Source organism: Acidobacteriota bacterium, assembly GCA_039683095.1.
GTDB lineage: Bacteria > Acidobacteriota > Aminicenantia > Aminicenantales > Saccharicenantaceae > RBG-16-66-30.
The window spans coordinates 37,724-54,983 of the sequence record JBDKSB010000012.1; the positions used below are offsets into that span (position 1 = coordinate 37,724).

The 17,260-nt window shown below is 67.4% G+C and carries 18 protein-coding genes, 1 tRNA gene and 1 riboswitch; of the genes, 8 read left to right on the top strand and 11 right to left on the bottom strand.

What is annotated here, in order from left to right; genetic code table 11:
- Positions 1 to 23: 23 nt before the first annotated feature.
- Positions 24 to 701: a molybdopterin-guanine dinucleotide biosynthesis protein B gene (gene mobB, locus ABFD52_08040; protein ID MEN6560708.1), complete on the bottom strand. Its 678-nt coding sequence runs from the start codon at positions 699 to 701 to the stop codon at positions 24 to 26.
- 73 nt (positions 702 to 774) lie between these two features.
- A complete protein-coding gene (locus ABFD52_08045) occupies positions 775 to 2,406 on the bottom strand; it encodes a M28 family peptidase (GenBank protein ID MEN6560709.1) in 1,632 nt (543 codons plus the stop codon).
- Positions 2,407 to 2,546: 140 nt separating this feature from the next.
- On the opposite strand from ABFD52_08045, the gene ABFD52_08050 reads away from it, so the two are divergent.
- Together ABFD52_08050 and ABFD52_08055 are read left to right on the top strand one after the other, a co-directional pair.
- The gene (locus tag ABFD52_08050) at positions 2,547 to 3,953 is read left to right on the top strand and encodes an amino acid permease (protein ID MEN6560710.1); all 1,407 of its coding nucleotides are present in this window, start codon (positions 2,547 to 2,549) and stop codon (positions 3,951 to 3,953) included.
- Positions 3,954 to 4,017: 64 nt separating this feature from the next.
- A riboswitch (molybdenum cofactor riboswitch) is annotated at positions 4,018 to 4,139 on the top strand.
- Positions 4,130 to 6,088 carry a TonB-dependent receptor gene (locus ABFD52_08055; GenBank protein ID MEN6560711.1) on the top strand — a complete coding sequence of 653 codons (1,959 nt, stop codon included), beginning with the start codon at positions 4,130 to 4,132 and terminating at the stop codon, positions 6,086 to 6,088. Its footprint overlaps the riboswitch before it by 10 nt.
- A 105-nt stretch (positions 6,089 to 6,193) precedes the next feature.
- Here ABFD52_08055 and ABFD52_08060 read toward each other — a convergent pair whose 3' ends face one another.
- Entirely contained in the window at positions 6,194 to 6,739 is a 546-nt protein-coding gene (locus ABFD52_08060; GenBank protein ID MEN6560712.1) for an HDIG domain-containing metalloprotein, read from the bottom strand.
- A 67-nt stretch (positions 6,740 to 6,806) separates the two neighbouring features.
- Entirely contained in the window at positions 6,807 to 7,928 is a 1,122-nt protein-coding gene (locus ABFD52_08065) for a PQQ-binding-like beta-propeller repeat protein (GenBank protein MEN6560713.1), read from the bottom strand.
- 93 nt (positions 7,929 to 8,021) lie between these two features.
- Between ABFD52_08065 and ABFD52_08070 the strand changes: the two genes are divergently transcribed.
- Positions 8,022 to 8,234, top strand: coding sequence for a hypothetical protein (locus tag ABFD52_08070; protein ID MEN6560714.1), 213 nt, complete (start codon positions 8,022 to 8,024; stop codon positions 8,232 to 8,234).
- On the opposite strand, the gene ABFD52_08075 is transcribed toward ABFD52_08070, so the two are convergent.
- Positions 8,231 to 9,604 carry a replication-associated recombination protein A gene (locus ABFD52_08075; protein ID MEN6560715.1) on the bottom strand — a complete coding sequence of 458 codons (1,374 nt, stop codon included), beginning with the start codon at positions 9,602 to 9,604 and terminating at the stop codon, positions 8,231 to 8,233. The genes ABFD52_08070 and ABFD52_08075 overlap by 4 nt on opposite strands.
- A 104-nt stretch (positions 9,605 to 9,708) precedes the next feature.
- Between ABFD52_08075 and ABFD52_08080 the strand changes: the two genes are divergently transcribed.
- The 4 genes from ABFD52_08080 to surE all read left to right on the top strand — a co-directional run bounded on the left by ABFD52_08080 (position 9,709) and on the right by surE (position 11,439).
- Entirely contained in the window at positions 9,709 to 10,110 is a 402-nt protein-coding gene (locus ABFD52_08080) for a MerR family transcriptional regulator (protein MEN6560716.1), read from the top strand.
- A gap of 38 nt (positions 10,111 to 10,148) precedes the next feature.
- Positions 10,149 to 10,225, top strand: a tRNA-Pro gene (locus ABFD52_08085).
- Positions 10,226 to 10,279: 54 nt separating this feature from the next.
- A complete protein-coding gene (locus ABFD52_08090) occupies positions 10,280 to 10,633 on the top strand; it encodes a cupin domain-containing protein (protein ID MEN6560717.1) in 354 nt (117 codons plus the stop codon).
- A complete protein-coding gene (gene surE, locus ABFD52_08095; protein MEN6560718.1) occupies positions 10,630 to 11,439 on the top strand; it encodes a 5'/3'-nucleotidase SurE in 810 nt (269 codons plus the stop codon). Before ABFD52_08090 ends, surE begins: the two co-directional genes overlap by 4 nt.
- 30 nt (positions 11,440 to 11,469) lie before the next feature.
- On the opposite strand, the gene ABFD52_08100 is transcribed toward surE, so the two are convergent.
- The gene (locus ABFD52_08100; protein ID MEN6560719.1) at positions 11,470 to 12,129 is read right to left on the bottom strand and encodes a DedA family protein; all 660 of its coding nucleotides are present in this window, start codon (positions 12,127 to 12,129) and stop codon (positions 11,470 to 11,472) included.
- Between the two features lie 61 nt (positions 12,130 to 12,190).
- On the opposite strand from ABFD52_08100, the gene ABFD52_08105 reads away from it, so the two are divergent.
- Positions 12,191 to 13,150: a radical SAM protein gene (locus tag ABFD52_08105; protein ID MEN6560720.1), complete on the top strand. Its 960-nt coding sequence runs from the start codon at positions 12,191 to 12,193 to the stop codon at positions 13,148 to 13,150.
- Between the two features lie 24 nt (positions 13,151 to 13,174).
- Here ABFD52_08105 and pstB read toward each other — a convergent pair whose 3' ends face one another.
- Genes pstB through ABFD52_08130 form a run of 5 tightly spaced genes read right to left on the bottom strand, consistent with a single transcriptional unit; the run spans position 13,175 to position 17,240 of the window.
- Entirely contained in the window at positions 13,175 to 13,927 is a 753-nt protein-coding gene (gene pstB, locus ABFD52_08110) for a phosphate ABC transporter ATP-binding protein PstB (protein ID MEN6560721.1), read from the bottom strand.
- A gap of 6 nt (positions 13,928 to 13,933) precedes the next feature.
- The gene (locus ABFD52_08115; protein ID MEN6560722.1) at positions 13,934 to 14,692 is read right to left on the bottom strand and encodes a phosphate ABC transporter ATP-binding protein; all 759 of its coding nucleotides are present in this window, start codon (positions 14,690 to 14,692) and stop codon (positions 13,934 to 13,936) included.
- A gap of 2 nt (positions 14,693 to 14,694) precedes the next feature.
- Positions 14,695 to 15,477, bottom strand: coding sequence for a phosphate ABC transporter permease PstA (gene pstA / locus ABFD52_08120; GenBank protein ID MEN6560723.1), 783 nt, complete (start codon positions 15,475 to 15,477; stop codon positions 14,695 to 14,697).
- 53 nt (positions 15,478 to 15,530) lie between these two features.
- On the bottom strand, positions 15,531 to 16,421 hold the full coding sequence (gene pstC, locus ABFD52_08125; protein ID MEN6560724.1) for a phosphate ABC transporter permease subunit PstC: 891 nt from the start codon (positions 16,419 to 16,421) through the stop codon (positions 15,531 to 15,533).
- A gap of 21 nt (positions 16,422 to 16,442) precedes the next feature.
- Positions 16,443 to 17,240, bottom strand: a complete 798-nt coding sequence (locus ABFD52_08130; protein ID MEN6560725.1) for a phosphate ABC transporter substrate-binding protein — start codon at positions 17,238 to 17,240, stop codon at positions 16,443 to 16,445.
- Between the last annotated feature and the right edge of the window lie 20 nt (positions 17,241 to 17,260).

Consider the following 17,260-nt stretch of genomic DNA (forward strand, 5'->3'; position numbering starts at 1 on the left):
GTCCTTTCATTCCGGCAGGCCCCTCACGGCTTGGTTCGGGGCTTGTCCTTGCCGCCCGTCCGGTCGATGACGAGCCTGATCTTCTTCGGGTTCGGGTCGATCCCGCTCAGGGAAGTCACCATCCCCAGCACGGTCTTCTCGATGAACGTCCGGACGAACGGGTTCAGGTTGACCTCCCGTCCGTCCACCTCGAGCGTGATGTCCGCCATGCCCCCCTCCTTCAGCGACAGGATGCGGTCCGCGATCCCGGCGATGTCGTCCGGCCCGAAGACCGGCGCCGCGGCCCCCGCCGGCGGGGCCCCGTCGGTGACGATCGCGAGAAGCTCGGCGGCCGGGCTGACCGGGATGTCGGACAGGCCGGCCCTCAGCACCTCGATCTTGCGCGGCCCCCGGACGTCCTTGCCGCCCTCGATGAGGACCACGTCGGCCTCGGGAAAGAGCCGCTCGGCCAGGGCCGAGGCGTCTGCGTCGGGCGCGCTCCCCAGGGCCGCCCAGCCTTCCGGCGAGACCATGGCCACGTTATCGGCCCCGGCCGCGCTGAAATCCGCCGTGTCCTTCCCCTCCGTGTCGAGCGAGAAGCCGTGGGAGCAGCGCTTGACGGCCGAGACCCTCAGCCCCCGCCGCCGCAGCTCGCCGATGAGCCGGACGGCCAGGCGCGTCTTGCCGGTTTCGGAGTAGCCGACGACCGCCACGATCCTCATCGCGTTCTACATAGCACAGGGCCCGGGGCAAGTCAAAGCGCCGGCGGCCTGCCGCGCCCGGGGCGGCCGGGCCTCACTCCCAGGCGACCTTCATGTTCTCCGGGCCGCGGCGGGTCACTTCCGGGTGACGGTCGAGCTTCAGCAGGGCCGGCTTGTCGCCGATGTCCCTGGCCACGAGATAGACGAGCCGGCAGACCTTCTCCATCTTGGCGTAGTCGACCTTGGCCTCGACGTCCCCCTCCGTGTGGTAATCCCCGGTCGTGCCGCAGAAGAACCACACGCCGGGGATGCCGTAGCGGATATAGGGATACTGGTCGCTGCGGAAGAAGAAGCGGTCGGGGTGGCCGGGGGCCTCGTACGTGTAGTCCAATATAAGCCCGGGTCCGGGCCGCCTGTTGATGGCCTGGATGCTGGCGTCGAGCTCGGAGCTGAGCCTGTTCGAGCCGACGAGGTAGATGTGGTTCGCGGCGTTGCGCGAGATCATGTCCAGGTCGAGGTTGGCGCTGATCTTCTCGACCGGCACGGGGCAATGCTGGACGAAGTAGTACGAGCCGAGGAGCATCAGCTCTTCGGCCGTGTTCCAGACGAAGATGACCGACCGCTTGGGCGGCGCGAGGCGCAGGGCCCGGGCGATCTCGAACATGCCGACCACGCCCGAGATGTTGTCATCCGAGCCGGGATAGACGCGGCCTTCGCGGACGGCCAGGTGGTCGTAATGCGAGGTGACGGTCAGGTACTCGCTCCTCAGGACCGGATCGGAGCCCTCCACGACGCCGACGACGTTGAAGGCCCGGTCGCGCCGCCGGATCGCGGCGATCCCGATCTCGAGCCGGCGGCCGGGAAGCCCTTTCGCCGCCACGCGCCTCCCGCCTCGGAGCTCTCCGGACATCCGCGCGAGGTCCTCCGGCGCGCAGCCCAGGATCGCGGCGCCGGCGGCCCGCCGCACGTCGACCTGGAGGAACGGGGCAGCCGCGGCGGCCGGGGCCGCGGCGCCGGGGGCGGCGTTGTCGATGTCCGGGACGCGCGCCCGCTGGGGCAGATCGAAGCCCAGGCCCTTTTCGACCAGCCGCCGCTCCCGGGCCTCGTCGATGATGGTGACCACGGCCGCGGCGCCGCGCCCGCCGAGGGCGGCGTAACGGCCGTTGAGGAGGCGGCGGTTCTCGGCCGGCTTGAGGGGGTGCCCTTCCGGGAGGACGGCCTCCAGGACGACCGCAACCTTCCCCCCGAGGTCCAGGCCGGCCAGGTCATCCCAGCCGAGCTGCGGGGCGGACAGGCCGTAGCCAACGAACACGATCTCGCCGGAGGCCCGGCCGGTCTCGAACCAGCGGCCGGCCGTGGCATCCGCGGGAAAGGCGAAGGTCCGCTCGCCCGCAGCAGTGGTCAGCCGGAGCCGCGAGGCGGACGGCGCGACCGCCGTGACCTCGACCGGCACCTCCTGGAAAAAGGAGCCGTCCGGCATGAGCGGCGCGAGGCCGAGCCGCCCGGCCGTCAGGGCGATGTACCTGGCGGCGATATCCTGCTCGACCGACGGGGTGCTGCGGCCCCGGAATTCCGGGGCGCTGAGGAACTTCTGGGGGAAGGTCATGTCCCCGGCCCGGATGGACTCCAGGGCCTGGCGACCGGGGCCTTTCGAGCAGCCGGCCAGAGCGAGGGCGAGGACGAAACCGGCCGCCGCGAGCACGATCGGGATCCTGCGGGTTCTCATGGGCGCCTCCCGGACCGCGGATGTCGAGCCCCCTTCGTAACCCAACGGGCGCGCCCTGTCAAACGGAAATCGAAGGATTGCTTTTACCACGGGGGAACGGATATAATCCACCTCTTTACCGCCCTGAAGAGAGGCTTGACATGAACATATGGAAGACAAAAACCCCGGCCCAGATCGAAGAAGCGGCGGAACACACCCAGCTCAAGAAGAACCTGACCGCCTTCGACCTGGCCGCCCTGGGCATCGGTTCGGTCGTCGGCACCGGCATCTTCGTGGCCACCGGGCAAGGCGCCCATCTGGCCGGCCCCGGCGTGCTGCTGTCGTTCATCATCGCCGCCGTCACCTGCGGCTTCTGCGCCCTGACCTATTCGGAGCTGGCCTGCATGTTCCCCGTGGCCGGCAGCACCTACTCTTACTCGTATGTCGCCTTCGGCGAGGTTATCGCCTGGATCATCGGTTGGGACCTGATGCTCGAGTACCTCGTCGCCGCCAGCGCCGTCGCGTCGGGCTGGTCGACGACGTTCATCGGCTTGCTCAAGGAATGGGGGATCAAGCTGCCCCAAGCCCTGCTGACGCCGCCGATCACGATGTCCGGCAGCAAGGTCGTCGCCTCGGGGGGCATCATCGATCTGCCGGCCATCCTCATCACCCTGGGCATCACCTGGATCCTCTATATCGGCATCCGCGAGAGCGCCAAGATCAACAACATCATCGTCGGCATCAAGGTGGCGGTCATCGTGCTGTTCGTCATCCTCGGCGTCACCCACGTCAAGCTGAGCAACCTCACGCCGATGATGCCCTTCGGCTGGAAAGGCGTAATGGCCGGCGCGGCCATCATCTTCTTCGCCTACATCGGCTTCGACGCCGTTTCCACGGCGGCCGAGGAGACCAAGAACCCGAAACGGGACGTTCCGCTCGGGCTGATGCTCTGCCTGGGGGTGGTCATCGTCCTCTATGTCACCGTCGCCTTCACCCTGACCGGCATCGTGCCCTTCAAGCAGATCGATATCGGCAACGCCCTGCCCGCGGCCCTGGCCCGGATCGGCATCCGTTGGGGCGGCGCCCTGGTCGCCACCGGGGCCATCATCGGCATGATCTCGACGCTGCTGGTCACCCTCTACGGCCAGATCCGCATCTTCATGGTCATGGCCCGGGACGGCCTGCTGCCCCCGGCCTTCGCCAAGGTCCATCCCAAGCACCGGACGCCCCACCTCTGCACCTGGATCACCGGCATCGCCACGGCCATCATCGCCGGCCTCTTCCCTCTTGACGCGATCATCAACCTCTGCAACATCGGCACGCTCTTCGCCTTCGTCCTGGTCTCGGTCGGCGTCGTCCTGTTGCGCAAGACGCGGCCCGAGGTCGAGCGGAAGTTCAAGACCCCCGGCGTCCCGTTCACCCCGCTCATCACCGTGGTCTTCTGCTTCTATCTTATGGCCAGCCTGCCTAAGGTGACCTGGATCCGGTTCGGGGTCTGGCTCCTGGCCGGCCTGGCGATCTATTTCGCCTACGGCGTCCGGCACAGCAAGCTCCAGAAGACGGCCTGACGGGCGCCGGCTGACCGGGACGTTCCGGCCCGCTCGCGTTGACAGGGCTGGAGCGGTTTGCTAATCTATCGCATGTCTCCGAGCCGGAGGGGCTAAAGCCTTATCGGGCCACGCCATCCGGCCGTCAGGGAGAAGCTGGAAACGGCTTTTCCTTCCACCGCGAAAAGGAGAATACCATGAGTTTTTCTCTGCGCCTCATCCTCAAGTCCGCCGGCGCGGCCCCCCTCCTCCTGGCCCTCGTTCTCGGATCGTCCCCGGTCCTGGCCCAGGAATCCCGGGAGGACCAGAAGGCCAAGACCGAGCAGGAAAAGCCGGTCCGGATCACCGAGGAGATCCAGGTCATCGGCAAGGCTCCCAAGGACGTCCCCCTGGCCACCGTCTCGACGGTCCTGGAGACGGACATCATCAAGCTCAAGCCCCGCGACCTGTCCGACGTCGTCAAGTACATCCCCGGGTCCATGGTCACCTTCGGCGACAAGGACACCTACACCCTGAAGCTCCGCGGCATCGGCTCCAACCGGATCGCCCTGCTCGTCGACGGCGTGCCGGTCTATGAGCCGTACTTCGCCACCTTCGACCTCAAGACGGTCTCGGCCGGCGGCATCGACGCCATCCAGGTGACCAAGGGGCCGTCCTCGGTGCTTTACGGGCCCAACACGCTGGGCGGCCTGGTCAACGTCATCACCAAGCGGCCGACGGCCCGGCCCAGCCTGACGCTGGCCGCGAGCTACGGCGACCAGGACACCTGGAGCCTTGGCGGCGACGGGTCGTACGCCTGGAAGAAATTCTCGCTCGTGGCGAGCGCCCTGTACCAGGCTTCGGACGGCTTCTATTACCCCAGCGCCCAGGGCGGTGACGACACGCTGCGCGCCAACAGCGATTTCGAGCGCTTCAACCTCAGCGGCAAGCTCTACTACACGCCCTCGAGCAAGACCGAGATCATGGTCAGCGGCGGGACGTACCAGTCCGATTACGGCATGCCGCCGGCCCTGTTCACCCAGCGGGCCCGGTACTGGCGCTTCCCCAGGTGGGATCGCTCGACCCTCAGCGGCGGCGGCTTCACCTCGCTCGGCGGAGACGCCGTCCTGCGCTTCCGCGGCTTTTACGTCAACTATTACAACACCCTCGACTGGTACAACGACCCGGCCATGACCGATCTCAGCTCGGCGAGCACCTACGACAACTCGTCCTACGGCGGGTTCGCCCTGGCCGAGGTCCCCGCCGGCGACCGGAACATGGTCAAGGTCAGTCTCCTCTACCAGAAGGACATCGCCCGCATCCAGGACGACACGGGCTTGCCCTGGACGAAGTACGACCAGGGCACGATGTCGACCGGGGTCGAGGAGCAGTTCAGCCTAACGGACCAGTGGAAGATCATCGGCGGCCTGAGCCTCGACTACATCCACAAGTTCGCCGGGGGCACGCACAACACCTCCGTCAACCCCCTCGTCGGCGTCAAGTTCACGCCCAACGATAACCTCGATTTCCACGTGTCCTTCGCCCGCAAATCACGCTTCCCCTCGATGCGCTCCCTGTATTCGTCGAGCTCGGGCAACCCCGACCTCCTGGCCGAGTCGGGCACGAGCTTCGAGTTCACGGGCACCTGGAACGGCCCCGTCTACGTGATGGGGAGCGTCTTCTTCAACCGCTTCCGGAATTTCATCGATTCGATCTCCCTGCCGGACGGGACCAGGCGGTATTTCAACGTGGGCAAGGCCCACATCTACGGCTTCGAGGTCCAGGCCCAGAAGAGCCTGCGCTGGCTGCAGGCCACGGTCAACTACACCTACCTCGATCCGCAGAACGACACGGACAGCCGGCCGCTCGACGCCCAGCCCAAGAACAACCTCAACTTCGACGTCTCGTTCCTGCCGGCCAAGGGCGTCCGGGCTGGGTTCTACGGCATGCTGGGCTCGAAGTCCTGGTGGTGGAACACCCGGACCAATCCCGCCAGCCTGCTGACGATCCCCTCGTTCTTCAATCTGGACGCCATCGCCAGCTACAAGATCAAGGACCGCTACGAGCTCTTCATGAAGCTCGGCAACATCTTCAACCACTACTTCTACACCGAGCCCGGCTTCCCCTGGCGGGGCCGCTACTTCGAGGTCGGCGTCAATCTGGATGTGCTGAAATGACCGGGAGGGACCGTCCCCGAACGGGGGCGGTCCCCCGTCCTGCCCGCGGGTTCCAGGAACCGGAAAGGTGAGTCAGTCGGGGAAGGCTCCGGCCTTCCCCTTTTTTTACAGTCCGAGCTCGGCCTCGATCCCCTGCATGGCCGCGATGGCGATCGACAGGAACTCGTCGAGCTCGAGGCCGAGGTTGCGGCATTGCTCGATCTCCTCGCGGCGGGCGCCGCGGGCGAAGCTCTTCTCTTTGTAGCGGCGCTTGAGGAACTCGAGATCGATGGACTTGATCTTCTTCGTCGGGTGCATCAGGGTCGCCGAGATGATCAGGCCGGTCAGCGGGTCGACGGAATAGATGGCCCAATCCATGGGCGATTCGCAGGGCGCCTTGCCGGCGTGGGCGGATACGGCATGGATGACCGCTTCGTCGATGCCCTTCTCCCGCAGGATCTTGACCGTCTCGGTCGTGTGGAGCTCGGGGCTCTTGTCCGTCACTTCGTAGTCGAGGTCGTGGAGGATGCCGGCCAGGGCCCAGGGCTCGGGGTCGTGGCCTAGCCGCACGGCCAGGGCGCGCATGCAGGCCTCGACCGACAGGCAGTGCTTGATGAGGTTCTTGTTCTGGAGATGCTGTTTGAGCAGCGCGAGCGCTTCGTCGCGAATCATCGGTCTCTCCTTTCAGGAAGGCGGATTCTACGGCATCCGTCCGGGCTTTTCAACCCGGCGGCGGGCTTCAGCGGGACCTGAGGAAGACGATCCTCTGCCGGCCGGACTCCTCGTCCCCGACGAAAACGATGACGTAGGGCGACGACCAGACCGCGCCCGCGACGAGGGGCCCGGAGGCATCGTATCGGCCGGCGCTCCTGCCCGTCCGCAGGTCGAGCGCCGTGACGGTCGGCGAGGCCGAGGAGACGAGGACGAGCGGGCCGGCCGCGGCGAGCTCGTAAACGATCCGGGACGGGACCGGCTCCCAGGACAGGATCGAGCCGCCGCGCCGGGCTAGCCGGTAGACCACGCTGTTCGAGGCGGCCACGGCGACTGTCCCTCCCCGTACGACGGCCGGGTGAAGCGGGGCGCCCTGCAGCCGGCGCCGCCAATTCACCTTTCCCGAAAATGCGTCCAGACAATAGAACATGCGCTGCGTATCGCCGAAGAAGATGTGACGTCCCATCTGGGCCGGGTCCGCGGCGACGGCCCCTTCGGCCCGGAACTCCCAGGCCGGCCGGCCTCCCTTGCCGATGGCCTGAAGCCGGCCGTCGGCGCGGCCGAAGAGCGTCAGAGCCAGCCCGCCGTCTTTATCCCGGACGGGAACCGGTCCGGCCGTGATCCCGGCCTCCGGTCCGGGCAGCTTGCTCCCGTGCGCCTGGTCTCCGTCTGGCGCGGAGGCCATGACCGCCCCGTCGCCTGTCCCGAACACGACCCCGCCTTCGAAGATATGGGCGGGCGTCGTCACCTGCGGGGCGAAGGCCCTTTTAAGGAGAGCCAGCCCGGGACGGACGATCCCGTAGAGAACGCCGCCATCGTCATGGAAGAGGACGAAATCGCCGTGGATCTCTGGAGACGAGGAAATCGGGTGGTCAGCCTTGAATCGCCACAGGACGGCCCGGGACGGGACGGCGACGGCCGTAAGATAGCCCTCCCTCGTGAGACAATAAACGACATCACCCTGCGCCCGCGGCTGGCCGGCGATGAGGCCGTCGATCTCGAGCGACCCGGCCTCGGCGAGCGGGAAGCGCAGGGGAAAGGGATCGACGAGGGATCTCCGCGACGGCGCGGCGGACGCCGAGCATGCTGCGGACGCGGCGCACAAAGAGAGGAGAACGACGGCGGTGGAGAGCTTCGGTTTTCGGGCCATGGCGCCGCTGTTATTATATATCAATCAGGATAGGGGGGCCGCCTTTTGCCAGGACGGCCGCAAACTGGTATGATTCCGGACTGAGAGCCGGGCATGGTCAACTACATCCTGCTGTACAAGATCCGCCGCATCGTCAAGAAGATCCTCAAGGACAAGATCGCCGACGACGAGATCGCCACGACCCCGAAGTCCTGCATCGGCTGCCTGGCCGACGACATCAGCTGGGAGATCTATTACCTGCTCAAGGAGCGGGAAGAGAAAAGCGCTGACAGATCCGGGACGGAACCGTCCGAGGGCGGGGCCTAGGACCCGCCCGTCTTATCCCCCTCGTCTCCGGCCTTCGCGCCTTCCCGGATCCGGGCCTTCAACGCGTCCCACCAATCGATCCGTTTGCGGATCTCCTTCTCGAAGCCGAGGCTCCCCGGTTCGTAGTACTTCCTGCCCCGCAGTCGCTCGGGCATGGTCTCCATGTCCGTTGTCGCCAGCGGATTGTCGTGGGCGTATTGATACTCCCGGCCGTAGCCGATCTCCTTCATGAGCGAGGTCACGGCGTTGCGGATCTGGAGCGGCACCGGCTCGTGGGGGCTCCGCTCGATCTCCTTCTGGACCGCCCCGTAGGCGGCGTAGGTCCGGTTGCTCTTGGGCGCGGCGGCCAGGTAGATGACCGCCTCGGCCAGGGCCAGCTCCCCTTCGGGCGACCCCAGGAAGTCGTAGGCCTCCTTGGCGTGGAGGGTCAGGGCCAGGGCCTGCGGATCGGCCAGCCCCACGTCTTCCGAAGCGAAGCGGACCAGGCGGCGGGCGACGTAGAGCGGGTCCTCGCCCGAGGCCAGCATGCGGGCCAGCCAATAGAGCGAGGCGTCGACGTCGCTGTTGCGCAGGCTCTTGTGCAGGGCCGAGATGAGGTTGAAGTGCTCCTCCCCCGACTTGTCGTAGAGGAGCGTCCGCTGCTGCAGGGCCTCCTGGACGTTGGCCACGGAGATGGTCTTGTCGCCGCGGGTCAGGCCGGCCGCGATCTCGAGCGTGTTGAGGGCCCTCCGGGCGTCGCCGTTGGCGTAATCGACGAGCATGTCCCGGGCCGCCGGGTCGATCGCCAGTCCGTCCGCGCCCAGCCCCCGTTCCCTGTCCTCGAGGGCGTCCTGGATGATGTGGGCAAGGGCGTCGTGATCGAGCTCCTTGAGGACCAGGACCCGCGTCCGGGACAGGAGCGGGGCGATGACCTCGAACGACGGGTTCTCGGTCGTCGAGCCGAACAGGATGATGTCCCCCTTCTCGACGTAGGGCAGGAAGGCGGCCTGCTGGGCCTTGTTGAAGCGGTGGATCTCGTCGATGAACAGGATCATGGGCTTGCCGAACAGCCTCTTCTGCTGCTCGGCCCGGGCCATGAACTCCTTGACCTCCTTGATCCCGGACAGGACGGCGCTGAAGAACTCGAAGGGCAGGTCGAAGCGGCGGGCCAGCATGGTCCCCAGGGTCGTCTTGCCGGACCCCGGCGGCCCCCAGAAGATGATGGACACAAGGCGGTTGGACTCGATGAGCTCGGCCAGGAGCTTGCCCGGCCCGAGGATGTGGTCCTGGCCGTAGACGCGGTCGAAGGATTGCGGCCGCATGCGCTCGGCCAGCGGCGTGTGGGTCCCCGGCCCGCGGTCTTTCCTGTTGGCCTTTCCGGTCTTTTCCATGGGCGGCATCGCGGTCGGATTATATCACATCCCGCCGGACCGGCCGGGACGCCCCGGACGCCTTGACCTCGATCCCGGAACCTGTTAGATTTGGCCGGACGCCCGTGAAAAAAGAAGCCCTTCAACCGACAAAACCGGGCAGGGACGATCAGGCCAAAGCCAAGCTCGTCTACAAGCTCGACGAGGTCAGCCGCCTGACCGGCGTCGATGTCGCCACGCTGACGGCCTGGGAACAGGAATTCCCGTTCCTCAGCGCCGGCCTGACCGGGGCCGGCGAGAAGTTCTTCCGCCAGCAGGACGTGGCCATCGTCGCCCGGGTCAAGGAGCTCATGGCCGCGAAAACGCTGACCATGGCCGGGATCAAGCGCCGGATCGAGGAGGAGTTCCACCTGGCCCCGTCCCACCCGGTCCATCCCGAACGGCTTCGCAAGACGCTCAACAACGTCCGCGACGAGCTCCAGGACATCGTTTCCGCGCTCGACGGCGGACGGAAAAAAAAGACCTGAAAAGCCCCGCGATTCTGCTATAATAGGGGCCCCTGGTCCGGGACGTGGCGCAGCCTGGTAGCGCACATGCTTGGGGTGCATGGGGTCGGCGGTTCGAATCCGCCCGTCCCGACCAACTCTCACCCCGCAGATCCCGCCCCGGCCGCCGGCGGGGGCCGAGGAGCTCACGATGGCCGCGACGAAGAAGAACAAAGCCGCAGACGATCTGAAGGGCCGGGCCCTCGCGCCGGCCGGCCTGGTCGCCTATCAGGACGATGCGATCGTCAGCCGCGAGATCATCAGCCGGAAGGCCGGCTCGGTGACCGCCTTCGCCTTCGCCAAGGGCGAGCGGCTGAGCGAGCACACGGCCCCCTACGACGCCCTGGTCATCGACCTCGAAGGCCGGGCCGACGTCGTCATCGGCGGACGGGCCAACCGGGTCAAGCCGGGCGACATGATCATCATGCCGGCCGCCGTGCCGCACGCCCTCAAGGCGGTGACCCGGTTCAAGATGCTCCTGGTCATGATCAAGAAGCCCTCGTGAGCACGACGGCCCGGACCGAAGCGAGCCGCGGGGGCCGGCGCCCGGTCATCCTCCTGACCAACGACGACGGGTTCTACCGCGAGACGATCCAGGCCCTCTTCCGGGCGCTGGGAACGCTCGGCACGACCTACATCGTCGCGCCGGACCGGGAGAAGAGCGCCTGCTCCCTGGCCGTCACCCTGCGCCAGCCTCTGCGGGCCCAACGGATCAAGCCGCGGGTCTGGGCGGTCGACGGCACGCCCGTCGACTGCGTCTACTTCGCCCTCCAGAAGTTCCTGCCGCGGCGGCCGGACCTCATCGTCTCGGGCATGAACCCGGGGCCGAACCTGGGCCAGCAGGACATCAATTATTCGGGGACCGTGGCCGGCGCCATCCAGGGATCGTTCCACGGCATACCCTCGATCGCCGTATCGCTCCTGCCGGACGCCAGGGGCCGCTTCGACCTGAAGGCGGCGGCGGCCATCGTGCGGCTGATCGCGGCCGACGTCCTGGCCGGCGGCCTGCCGCCGGCGACCGCCCTCAACGTCAATATCCCGCCGGCGCCGGTCAAAGGCGTCAAGATCACCCGCCTAGGCTGGAAGTTCTACGACCCCGAGATCATCGAGAAGACCGATCCCCGCAACTCCTCCTATTACTGGATAGGGACGGGGACGCCGCGCCGGGTGGGCGACGCCGGAACGGACGTCGTGGCCGCCCACGCGGGCTACATCTCCCTGACCCCCCTGCAGACCGACATGACCGCCCATCACGCCATGGGCGCGGCCAAGCTGCGCCGGATCGCCAAGAGGCTCCGGTCGGCCGGCTGAGCCCGGGCAGGGGCGGCCGGGACGGCCCGGCTAGGGCTTGGGGATCGCGGCCCGTTTCCTTCGCCTGTTCCGGAGGTATTCGACGGCGATGGGCAGGGCCGAGATGAGGATGATGGCCAGGATCGCGACGGAGAAGTTCTTCCTGACGAAGGGGATGGCGCCGAAGAAATAACCCGCGCCGACGAGCAGGAGGACCCAGCCGGCCCCGCCGAGGACGTTGAACGACAGGAACCGGCCGTACGACATCCGGCCGATGCCCGCGACGAAGGGCGCGAACGTCCGGATGATGGGCACGAAGCGGGCGATGATGATGGTCTTGCCGCCGTGCTTCTCGTAGAAAGCGTGGGTCCGGTCGAGGTATTCCTTCTTGAAGAAGCGGGCGCCGTCCTTGCTGAAGGCCCTCTGGCCGAGACGGCGGCCGATCCAGTAATTGACGGTGTCCCCGATGACCGCGGCCGCGGCCAGGACGACGACGAGCACGCGGGCGTCGAGGCTGCCGGCCGCGGCGAACGTCCCGGCGGCGAAGAGCAGCGAATCGCCGGGCAGGAAAGGCATGATCACGAGCCCGGTCTCGATGAAGATGACGACGAAGAGTATGGAATACGTCCACAGTCCGTACTGGCTGATGATCGCGCCGAGATAGCGGTCGAGGTGCAGGACGATATCGGCGATCTTCCGGACAAGCTCCATTAGTCCCTTAATATACCCGGGGCGGGCCGGGTAATCAAACCCCCTATGGTAATATAGGTCCATGACCATGAACGCCCTGAAACTCGAACGCGTCGAGAAGGCCCTGGACCGCCTCTCCCCGCTCGAGAAGTCCTGCGCGCTCTGCCCCCGGGACTGCCGCGCGGACCGGACGGCGGGCGCCGGCGGCGTCTGCCGGACGGGGCGCCTGGCCTCCGTGTCCCACGCCCTTCTCCACTTCGGCGAGGAGCCGGTCATCAGCGGCAGATCCGGGTCGGGGACGATCTTCTTCACCGGCTGCAACCTCAAGTGCCTGTTCTGCCAGAACTACCAGTTGAGTTGGCTTCTCGAGGGCCGGCCGGTCTCCGACGAGGCGCTGGCGGCCATGATGCTCGACCTCCAGGCCCGGGGGGCCCGCAACATCAACCTGGTCTCGCCGAGCCACGTTGTCCTGCCGATCCTGCGGGCTTTGCGCCAGGCCCTGACCGATGGCCTCGAGCTTCCCATCGTCTGGAACTCCAACGGTTACGACGGCCTCGAGGTCATCCGGGCCCTGGAGGGCGTCGTCGACATCTACCTGCCCGACCTCAAGTACCATTCCGCCGAGCTCTCCAAGCGCTACTCCGCCGCGCCCGACTACTTCGAAAAGGCGTCCGCGGCCGTCAAGGAGATGTCGCTGCAGCAGCCGGCCCTAGATATCGGCTCCGGCGGCACGGCCCGCCGCGGCCTCGTCGTCCGCCACCTCGTCCTGCCCGGCGCGGTCGAGGATACGCTCGTCCTGCTGGACTGGGTCGGCCGGAACCTCTCGCCGTTCATCGGCTTGAGCCTGATGAGCCAGTACCATCCCTGCTTCAGGGCGCCGGAGGAGCTCCGGCGCGGCGTCTCAGCCGGCGAGTACCGGCGGGCCGCCGACGCGGCCCTGGCCCTGGGGCTCGACCGGCTCTTCCTCCAGCCCCAGCCATTTCAGGTGGACGAGCACCTGATGCCGGACTTCCGGAACGAGAAGCCCTTCCGCTGGAAATGACCGGCCGGGCCGGCGGCCGCGACCTCAGCCGAACCGTCCGGTGATATAGTCCTCGGTCCGGGGATCGCGGGGCGCGGTGAAGATGCGGCGGGTCTCCCCGATCTCGACCAGCTCGCCGAGCAGGAAATACCCGGTGACATCGGAGACGCGGGCCGCCTGCTGCATGTTATGGGTGACGATGACGATGGTGTAGCGCTTCTTGAGCTCGGCCATGAGGTCCTCGATGTTGGCCGTCGCGGCCAGGTCGAGGGCCGAGCAGGGCTCGTCCATGAGCAGGATCTGAGGCTCGACCGCCAGGAGCCGGGCGATGCACAGCCGCTGCTGCTGCTCGCCCGAGAGCAGCAGGGCGTTCTCGTCGAGGCGGTCCTTGAGCTCGTCCCAGAGGTGGACGGCCTCGAGGCTGCGGACGAGCCGGGCCTCGACGGCCCCGGGGTCCCGGAGGCCGTGGACGCGGAGCCCGTAGACGACGTTGTCGAAAACGCTGAGGGGGAAGGGATTGGGCCGCTGGAAGACCATGCCGACCTTCTTGCGCAGCTCCAGGAGATCGGTGCCGGGGGCGTAGATGTCCTGCCCGCCGATGAGGATCCGGCCGGTCACCCGGACGTCGTCGATGAGGTCGGCCATGCGGTCGAGCGTCCGGAGGAAGGTCGTCTTGCCGCAGCCGGAGGGCCCGATCAGCGCGGTGATGCGGCGCTCCTCGATGTCCAGGGTGATCCCCCGCAGGGCCTGGAACCGGCCGTAGAAGAAGTCGAGATCGCGGACTTCGATGATGGCCATGGCCGTTTACCCAAACCTGCCCCGGAGATAGTCGTCGGTCCGCGGATCGTCGGGGGCGGTGAAGATCTTGGCCGTTGGGCCGACCTCGACGAGACCGCCGTTCAGGAAGAAGGCCGTCCGGTCGGCGACCCGGGCCGCCTGCTTGGTGTTGTTGGTGACGAGGATGATCGTGTAGTCCTTCTTGAGCCGGCGCAGCGACTCCTCGATCTTCATCGTCGAGATGGGGTCGAGGCCGGAGGTCGGCTCGTCGAGGAGGATGAACTCGGGCTTGACGGCCAGGATGCGGGCCAGGCAGAGACGCTGCTGCTGGCCGCCCGAGAGCTTCTGGCCGCTGGTCTCCAGGCGGTCCAGGACCTCCTCCCAGAGGCCGCCCTTCTCCAGGCTGTCCCGGACGATGGCATCGAGCTCGTCGCGCCGGCGGACTCCGGCCCGCCGGGCGCCGAAGGCGACGTTCTCGTAGATCGATCGCGGCAGGGGGACCGGCGTCGCGAAGACCATGCCCAGCCGCCGCCGCAGCTCGACCACGTCGACGTCCGGCGCGTAGATATCCCGGCCGTCGACGGCGATGACGCCCTCGTGGCGCGAGCCGCGGACCAGGTCGTTGAGGCGGTTGAGGGCGCAGAGAAAAGTCGACTTGCCGCTCCTGGCCGGGCCGATGATCCCCAGGATCTCGTGCCGCCGCACCTCGAGGTCGAGGGCCTGGATCTTGCGGACCTCGCCGAAATACTGGCTGAAGCCCCGGACCTCGATGGCGATATCGCTCATGGCTAGGAATACTTCCTGATGAAGCGGTTCATCAGGTAATAGGTCAAGATATTGATGGTCAGGATGGCGATGATCAGGACGGCCGCGGTGCCGTAGGCGTTTTGCATCGAGATGCCCTCGCGGGCCAGGATGTAGAAGTGGACGGCCATCGTCCGGCTCGAGGAGAAGATCGAGGTCGGCAGCCGCAGGGCGCTCCCGGCGGTGAAGATCGTGGCGGCCGTCTCGCCGATGCTCCGGCCTATGCTGAGGACGATGCCGGTGACGATGCCCGGCAGGGCCGACGGCAGGACGACCCGGGTCACGGTCTGCCACTTGGTGCTGCCCAGGGAGAAGCTGACCTTGCGGTACTCGGCCGGGACGCTCTTGATGGCTTCCTCGGAGGTCCGGATGATGGTCGGCAGGAGCATGAAGGCCAGGGTCAATCCGCCGCTGAGGATGGACCAGCCGAACCTGAGCTTGGTGACGAAAAGGATGAAGCCGAACAGGCCGAAGATGATCGAGGGGATGCCGGCCAGGCACTCGGCCCCGAAGCGGATGACCCGGGTCACCGGGCCGCCCCAGGTGTACTCCGTCAGGTAGATGGCCGTGCCGACCCCGAGCGGGGCGGCGATGAGGACGGCCAGCGCGGTCAACGCGACGGTCCCGACCGCGGTCGAGAAGATGCCTCCCGACTTGCCCATGTCCACGGGATTGGAGGTCAAGAACTCGAAGCTGAGGACCGGCAGGCCGCGGCGCAGGATGAAGAGGATGATGAAGAGCAGGACCGCGACCGTGATCAGGGTCATGGCCCACAGCCCGGTCCGGGCGGCCTTCTCCGCGGCGCGGGGGCCCAGGCGCTTCACTGGGTCTTCCTCCGCCTGGCCGAGGTGGCGTTGGCGATCGTGTTGAGGGCCATGATGATGACGAAGAGAACGACGCCGGTGGCGAACAGGGCCTCGCGATGCTCGCCCGTGGCGTAGCTCATCTCCAGGGCGACGTTCGAGGTCAGCGTCCGGACGGGCGCCAGGAGCGAATGGGGGACCTCGGCGGCGTTCCCGGCGATCATGATCGTGGCCATGGTCTCGCCGATGGCCCGGCCCATGCCCAGGATGACGCTGGCGATGATGCCCGAGCGGGCGGCCGGGAAGAGTACCATCCTGACCGTCTGCCAGCGGGTCGCGCCTAGGGCGATCGAGCCCTCGCGGTAGGACGGCGGCACGGCCTGGAGCGCGTCGACGGAGATGGAGATGACGGTCGGCAGGATCATGACGCCGAGGATGATCGAGGCGGCCAGGACGGACAGGCCCGGCCCGCCGAAGGCCCGGCGGATGAAGGGGACGAGGATGACGACGCCCATGAAGCCGTAGACGACCGACGGGATGCCCGCCAGCAGCTCGATCACGGGCTTGATGAGGCGGCGGACCTTCTTGGAGGCGAACTCCGTCAGGACGATGGCGCAGGACAGGCCGAAGGGGACGCCGATGACCAGGGCCCCGGCCGTGACGGCCAGCGAGCCGACGATCATGGGCCAGAGCCCGAAGAGCTTCTCAGAGGGGTACCAGTCGGAGCCGGCCAGGAAGCTCTTGAGGCCGTAGCGGAACATGATCGGCGTTCCCTGGCCGACGATGAAGACGGTGATGACCAGGAGAACGGAGACGGCCGAGAAGGCGACGACCAGGAGGGCCAGCCGGATGAGCCGGTCGTTCCGCTCGAGCCTGTTCCCCGCCCTGGCTCTCTTGGCTCCGGTCATCGCCCGCCCCTCCCCTTCCGGTCAGCGGACCGGGAGGAGGCCCTCCTTCGTGACCAGCTTCTGGCCTTCCGCGGACAGGACGAAGTCGATGAACTCCCTGGCATGGCCGGCCGGCTCGCCCCGGCTGACGAAGAGGAACGGCCGGACGAGCCGGTAGCGGCCATTCTGGATGTTCTCGTCCGTGGCCGCCGCCCCGTCGAGGGCCAGGGCCCGGACCGCGGCGTTGACCAGGCCCAGGGAGATGAAGCCGATCGCCTGGGGGTCATGGGCGACGATCTCCCGGACCGTGCCGTTCGAGTCTTCGGTGATGGCGCCGCGGAAGATCCGCGTCTTGCCCATGACCAGCTCCTGGAAGGCGCCCCGCGTGCCGGAGCCCTCCTCGCGGGTGACGACGGTGATCCGCTTGTCCGGCCCGCCGAGGGGCCGCCAGCTCGTGATGTCGCCCGCGAAGATCTGCTTGACGTCCGGCGCCCGGAGGCCGCGGATGGGGTTCGAAGGATGGACGATGACGGCCAGCCCGTCCCGGGCGACGACGATCGCGACGAGGTCCCGCTCGCCGCCCTTGAGCTCGCGCGAGGACATGCCGATCTGGCAGGCCCCGCTCCTGCAGGCCTCGATGCCGGCGCTCGAGCCGCCGCCCTGGACGTTGACGCCGTAGTCACGGTGAGCCTGCATGAACACCTCGGCCCACTTGTCGGCGAAAGGCTGGATGCTCGTCGACCCGGCCAGGGTCAGGTCGGAACCGGATCCGGCCCGGCGGCAGCCCGGAAAAAGCGCGAGGCCCAGGGCCAGGGCGAAGCAGGCAAACCGGTGGCGCATCATCCTATTACAGGTGGAAA

Excerpts from the sequence above, each read along its gene's own strand:
- mobB (MEN6560708.1), bottom strand. The coding sequence starts at position 701 with ATGAGGATCGTGGCGGTCGTCGGCTACTCCGAAACCGGCAAGACGCGC.
- ABFD52_08115 (MEN6560722.1), bottom strand. The coding sequence starts at position 14,692 with ATGAGCGATATCGCCATCGAGGTCCGGGGCTTCAGCCAGTATTTCGGC.
- ABFD52_08105 (MEN6560720.1), top strand. The coding sequence starts at position 12,191 with ATGACCATGAACGCCCTGAAACTCGAACGCGTCGAGAAGGCCCTGGAC.
- ABFD52_08065 (MEN6560713.1), bottom strand. The coding sequence starts at position 7,928 with ATGGCCCGAAAACCGAAGCTCTCCACCGCCGTCGTTCTCCTCTCTTTG.
- ABFD52_08130 (MEN6560725.1), bottom strand. The coding sequence starts at position 17,240 with ATGCGCCACCGGTTTGCCTGCTTCGCCCTGGCCCTGGGCCTCGCGCTT.
- ABFD52_08045 (MEN6560709.1), bottom strand. The coding sequence starts at position 2,406 with ATGAGAACCCGCAGGATCCCGATCGTGCTCGCGGCGGCCGGTTTCGTC.
- ABFD52_08090 (MEN6560717.1), top strand. The coding sequence starts at position 10,280 with ATGGCCGCGACGAAGAAGAACAAAGCCGCAGACGATCTGAAGGGCCGG.
- pstC (MEN6560724.1), bottom strand. The coding sequence starts at position 16,421 with ATGACCGGAGCCAAGAGAGCCAGGGCGGGGAACAGGCTCGAGCGGAAC.
- ABFD52_08060 (MEN6560712.1), bottom strand. The coding sequence starts at position 6,739 with ATGATTCGCGACGAAGCGCTCGCGCTGCTCAAACAGCATCTCCAGAAC.
- pstA (MEN6560723.1), bottom strand. The coding sequence starts at position 15,477 with ATGACCCTGATCACGGTCGCGGTCCTGCTCTTCATCATCCTCTTCATC.
- ABFD52_08055 (MEN6560711.1), top strand. The coding sequence starts at position 4,130 with ATGAGTTTTTCTCTGCGCCTCATCCTCAAGTCCGCCGGCGCGGCCCCC.
- pstB (MEN6560721.1), bottom strand. The coding sequence starts at position 13,927 with ATGGCCATCATCGAAGTCCGCGATCTCGACTTCTTCTACGGCCGGTTC.
- ABFD52_08075 (MEN6560715.1), bottom strand. The coding sequence starts at position 9,604 with ATGGAAAAGACCGGAAAGGCCAACAGGAAAGACCGCGGGCCGGGGACC.
- ABFD52_08050 (MEN6560710.1), top strand. The coding sequence starts at position 2,547 with ATGAACATATGGAAGACAAAAACCCCGGCCCAGATCGAAGAAGCGGCG.
- ABFD52_08100 (MEN6560719.1), bottom strand. The coding sequence starts at position 12,129 with ATGGAGCTTGTCCGGAAGATCGCCGATATCGTCCTGCACCTCGACCGC.
- ABFD52_08070 (MEN6560714.1), top strand. The coding sequence starts at position 8,022 with ATGGTCAACTACATCCTGCTGTACAAGATCCGCCGCATCGTCAAGAAG.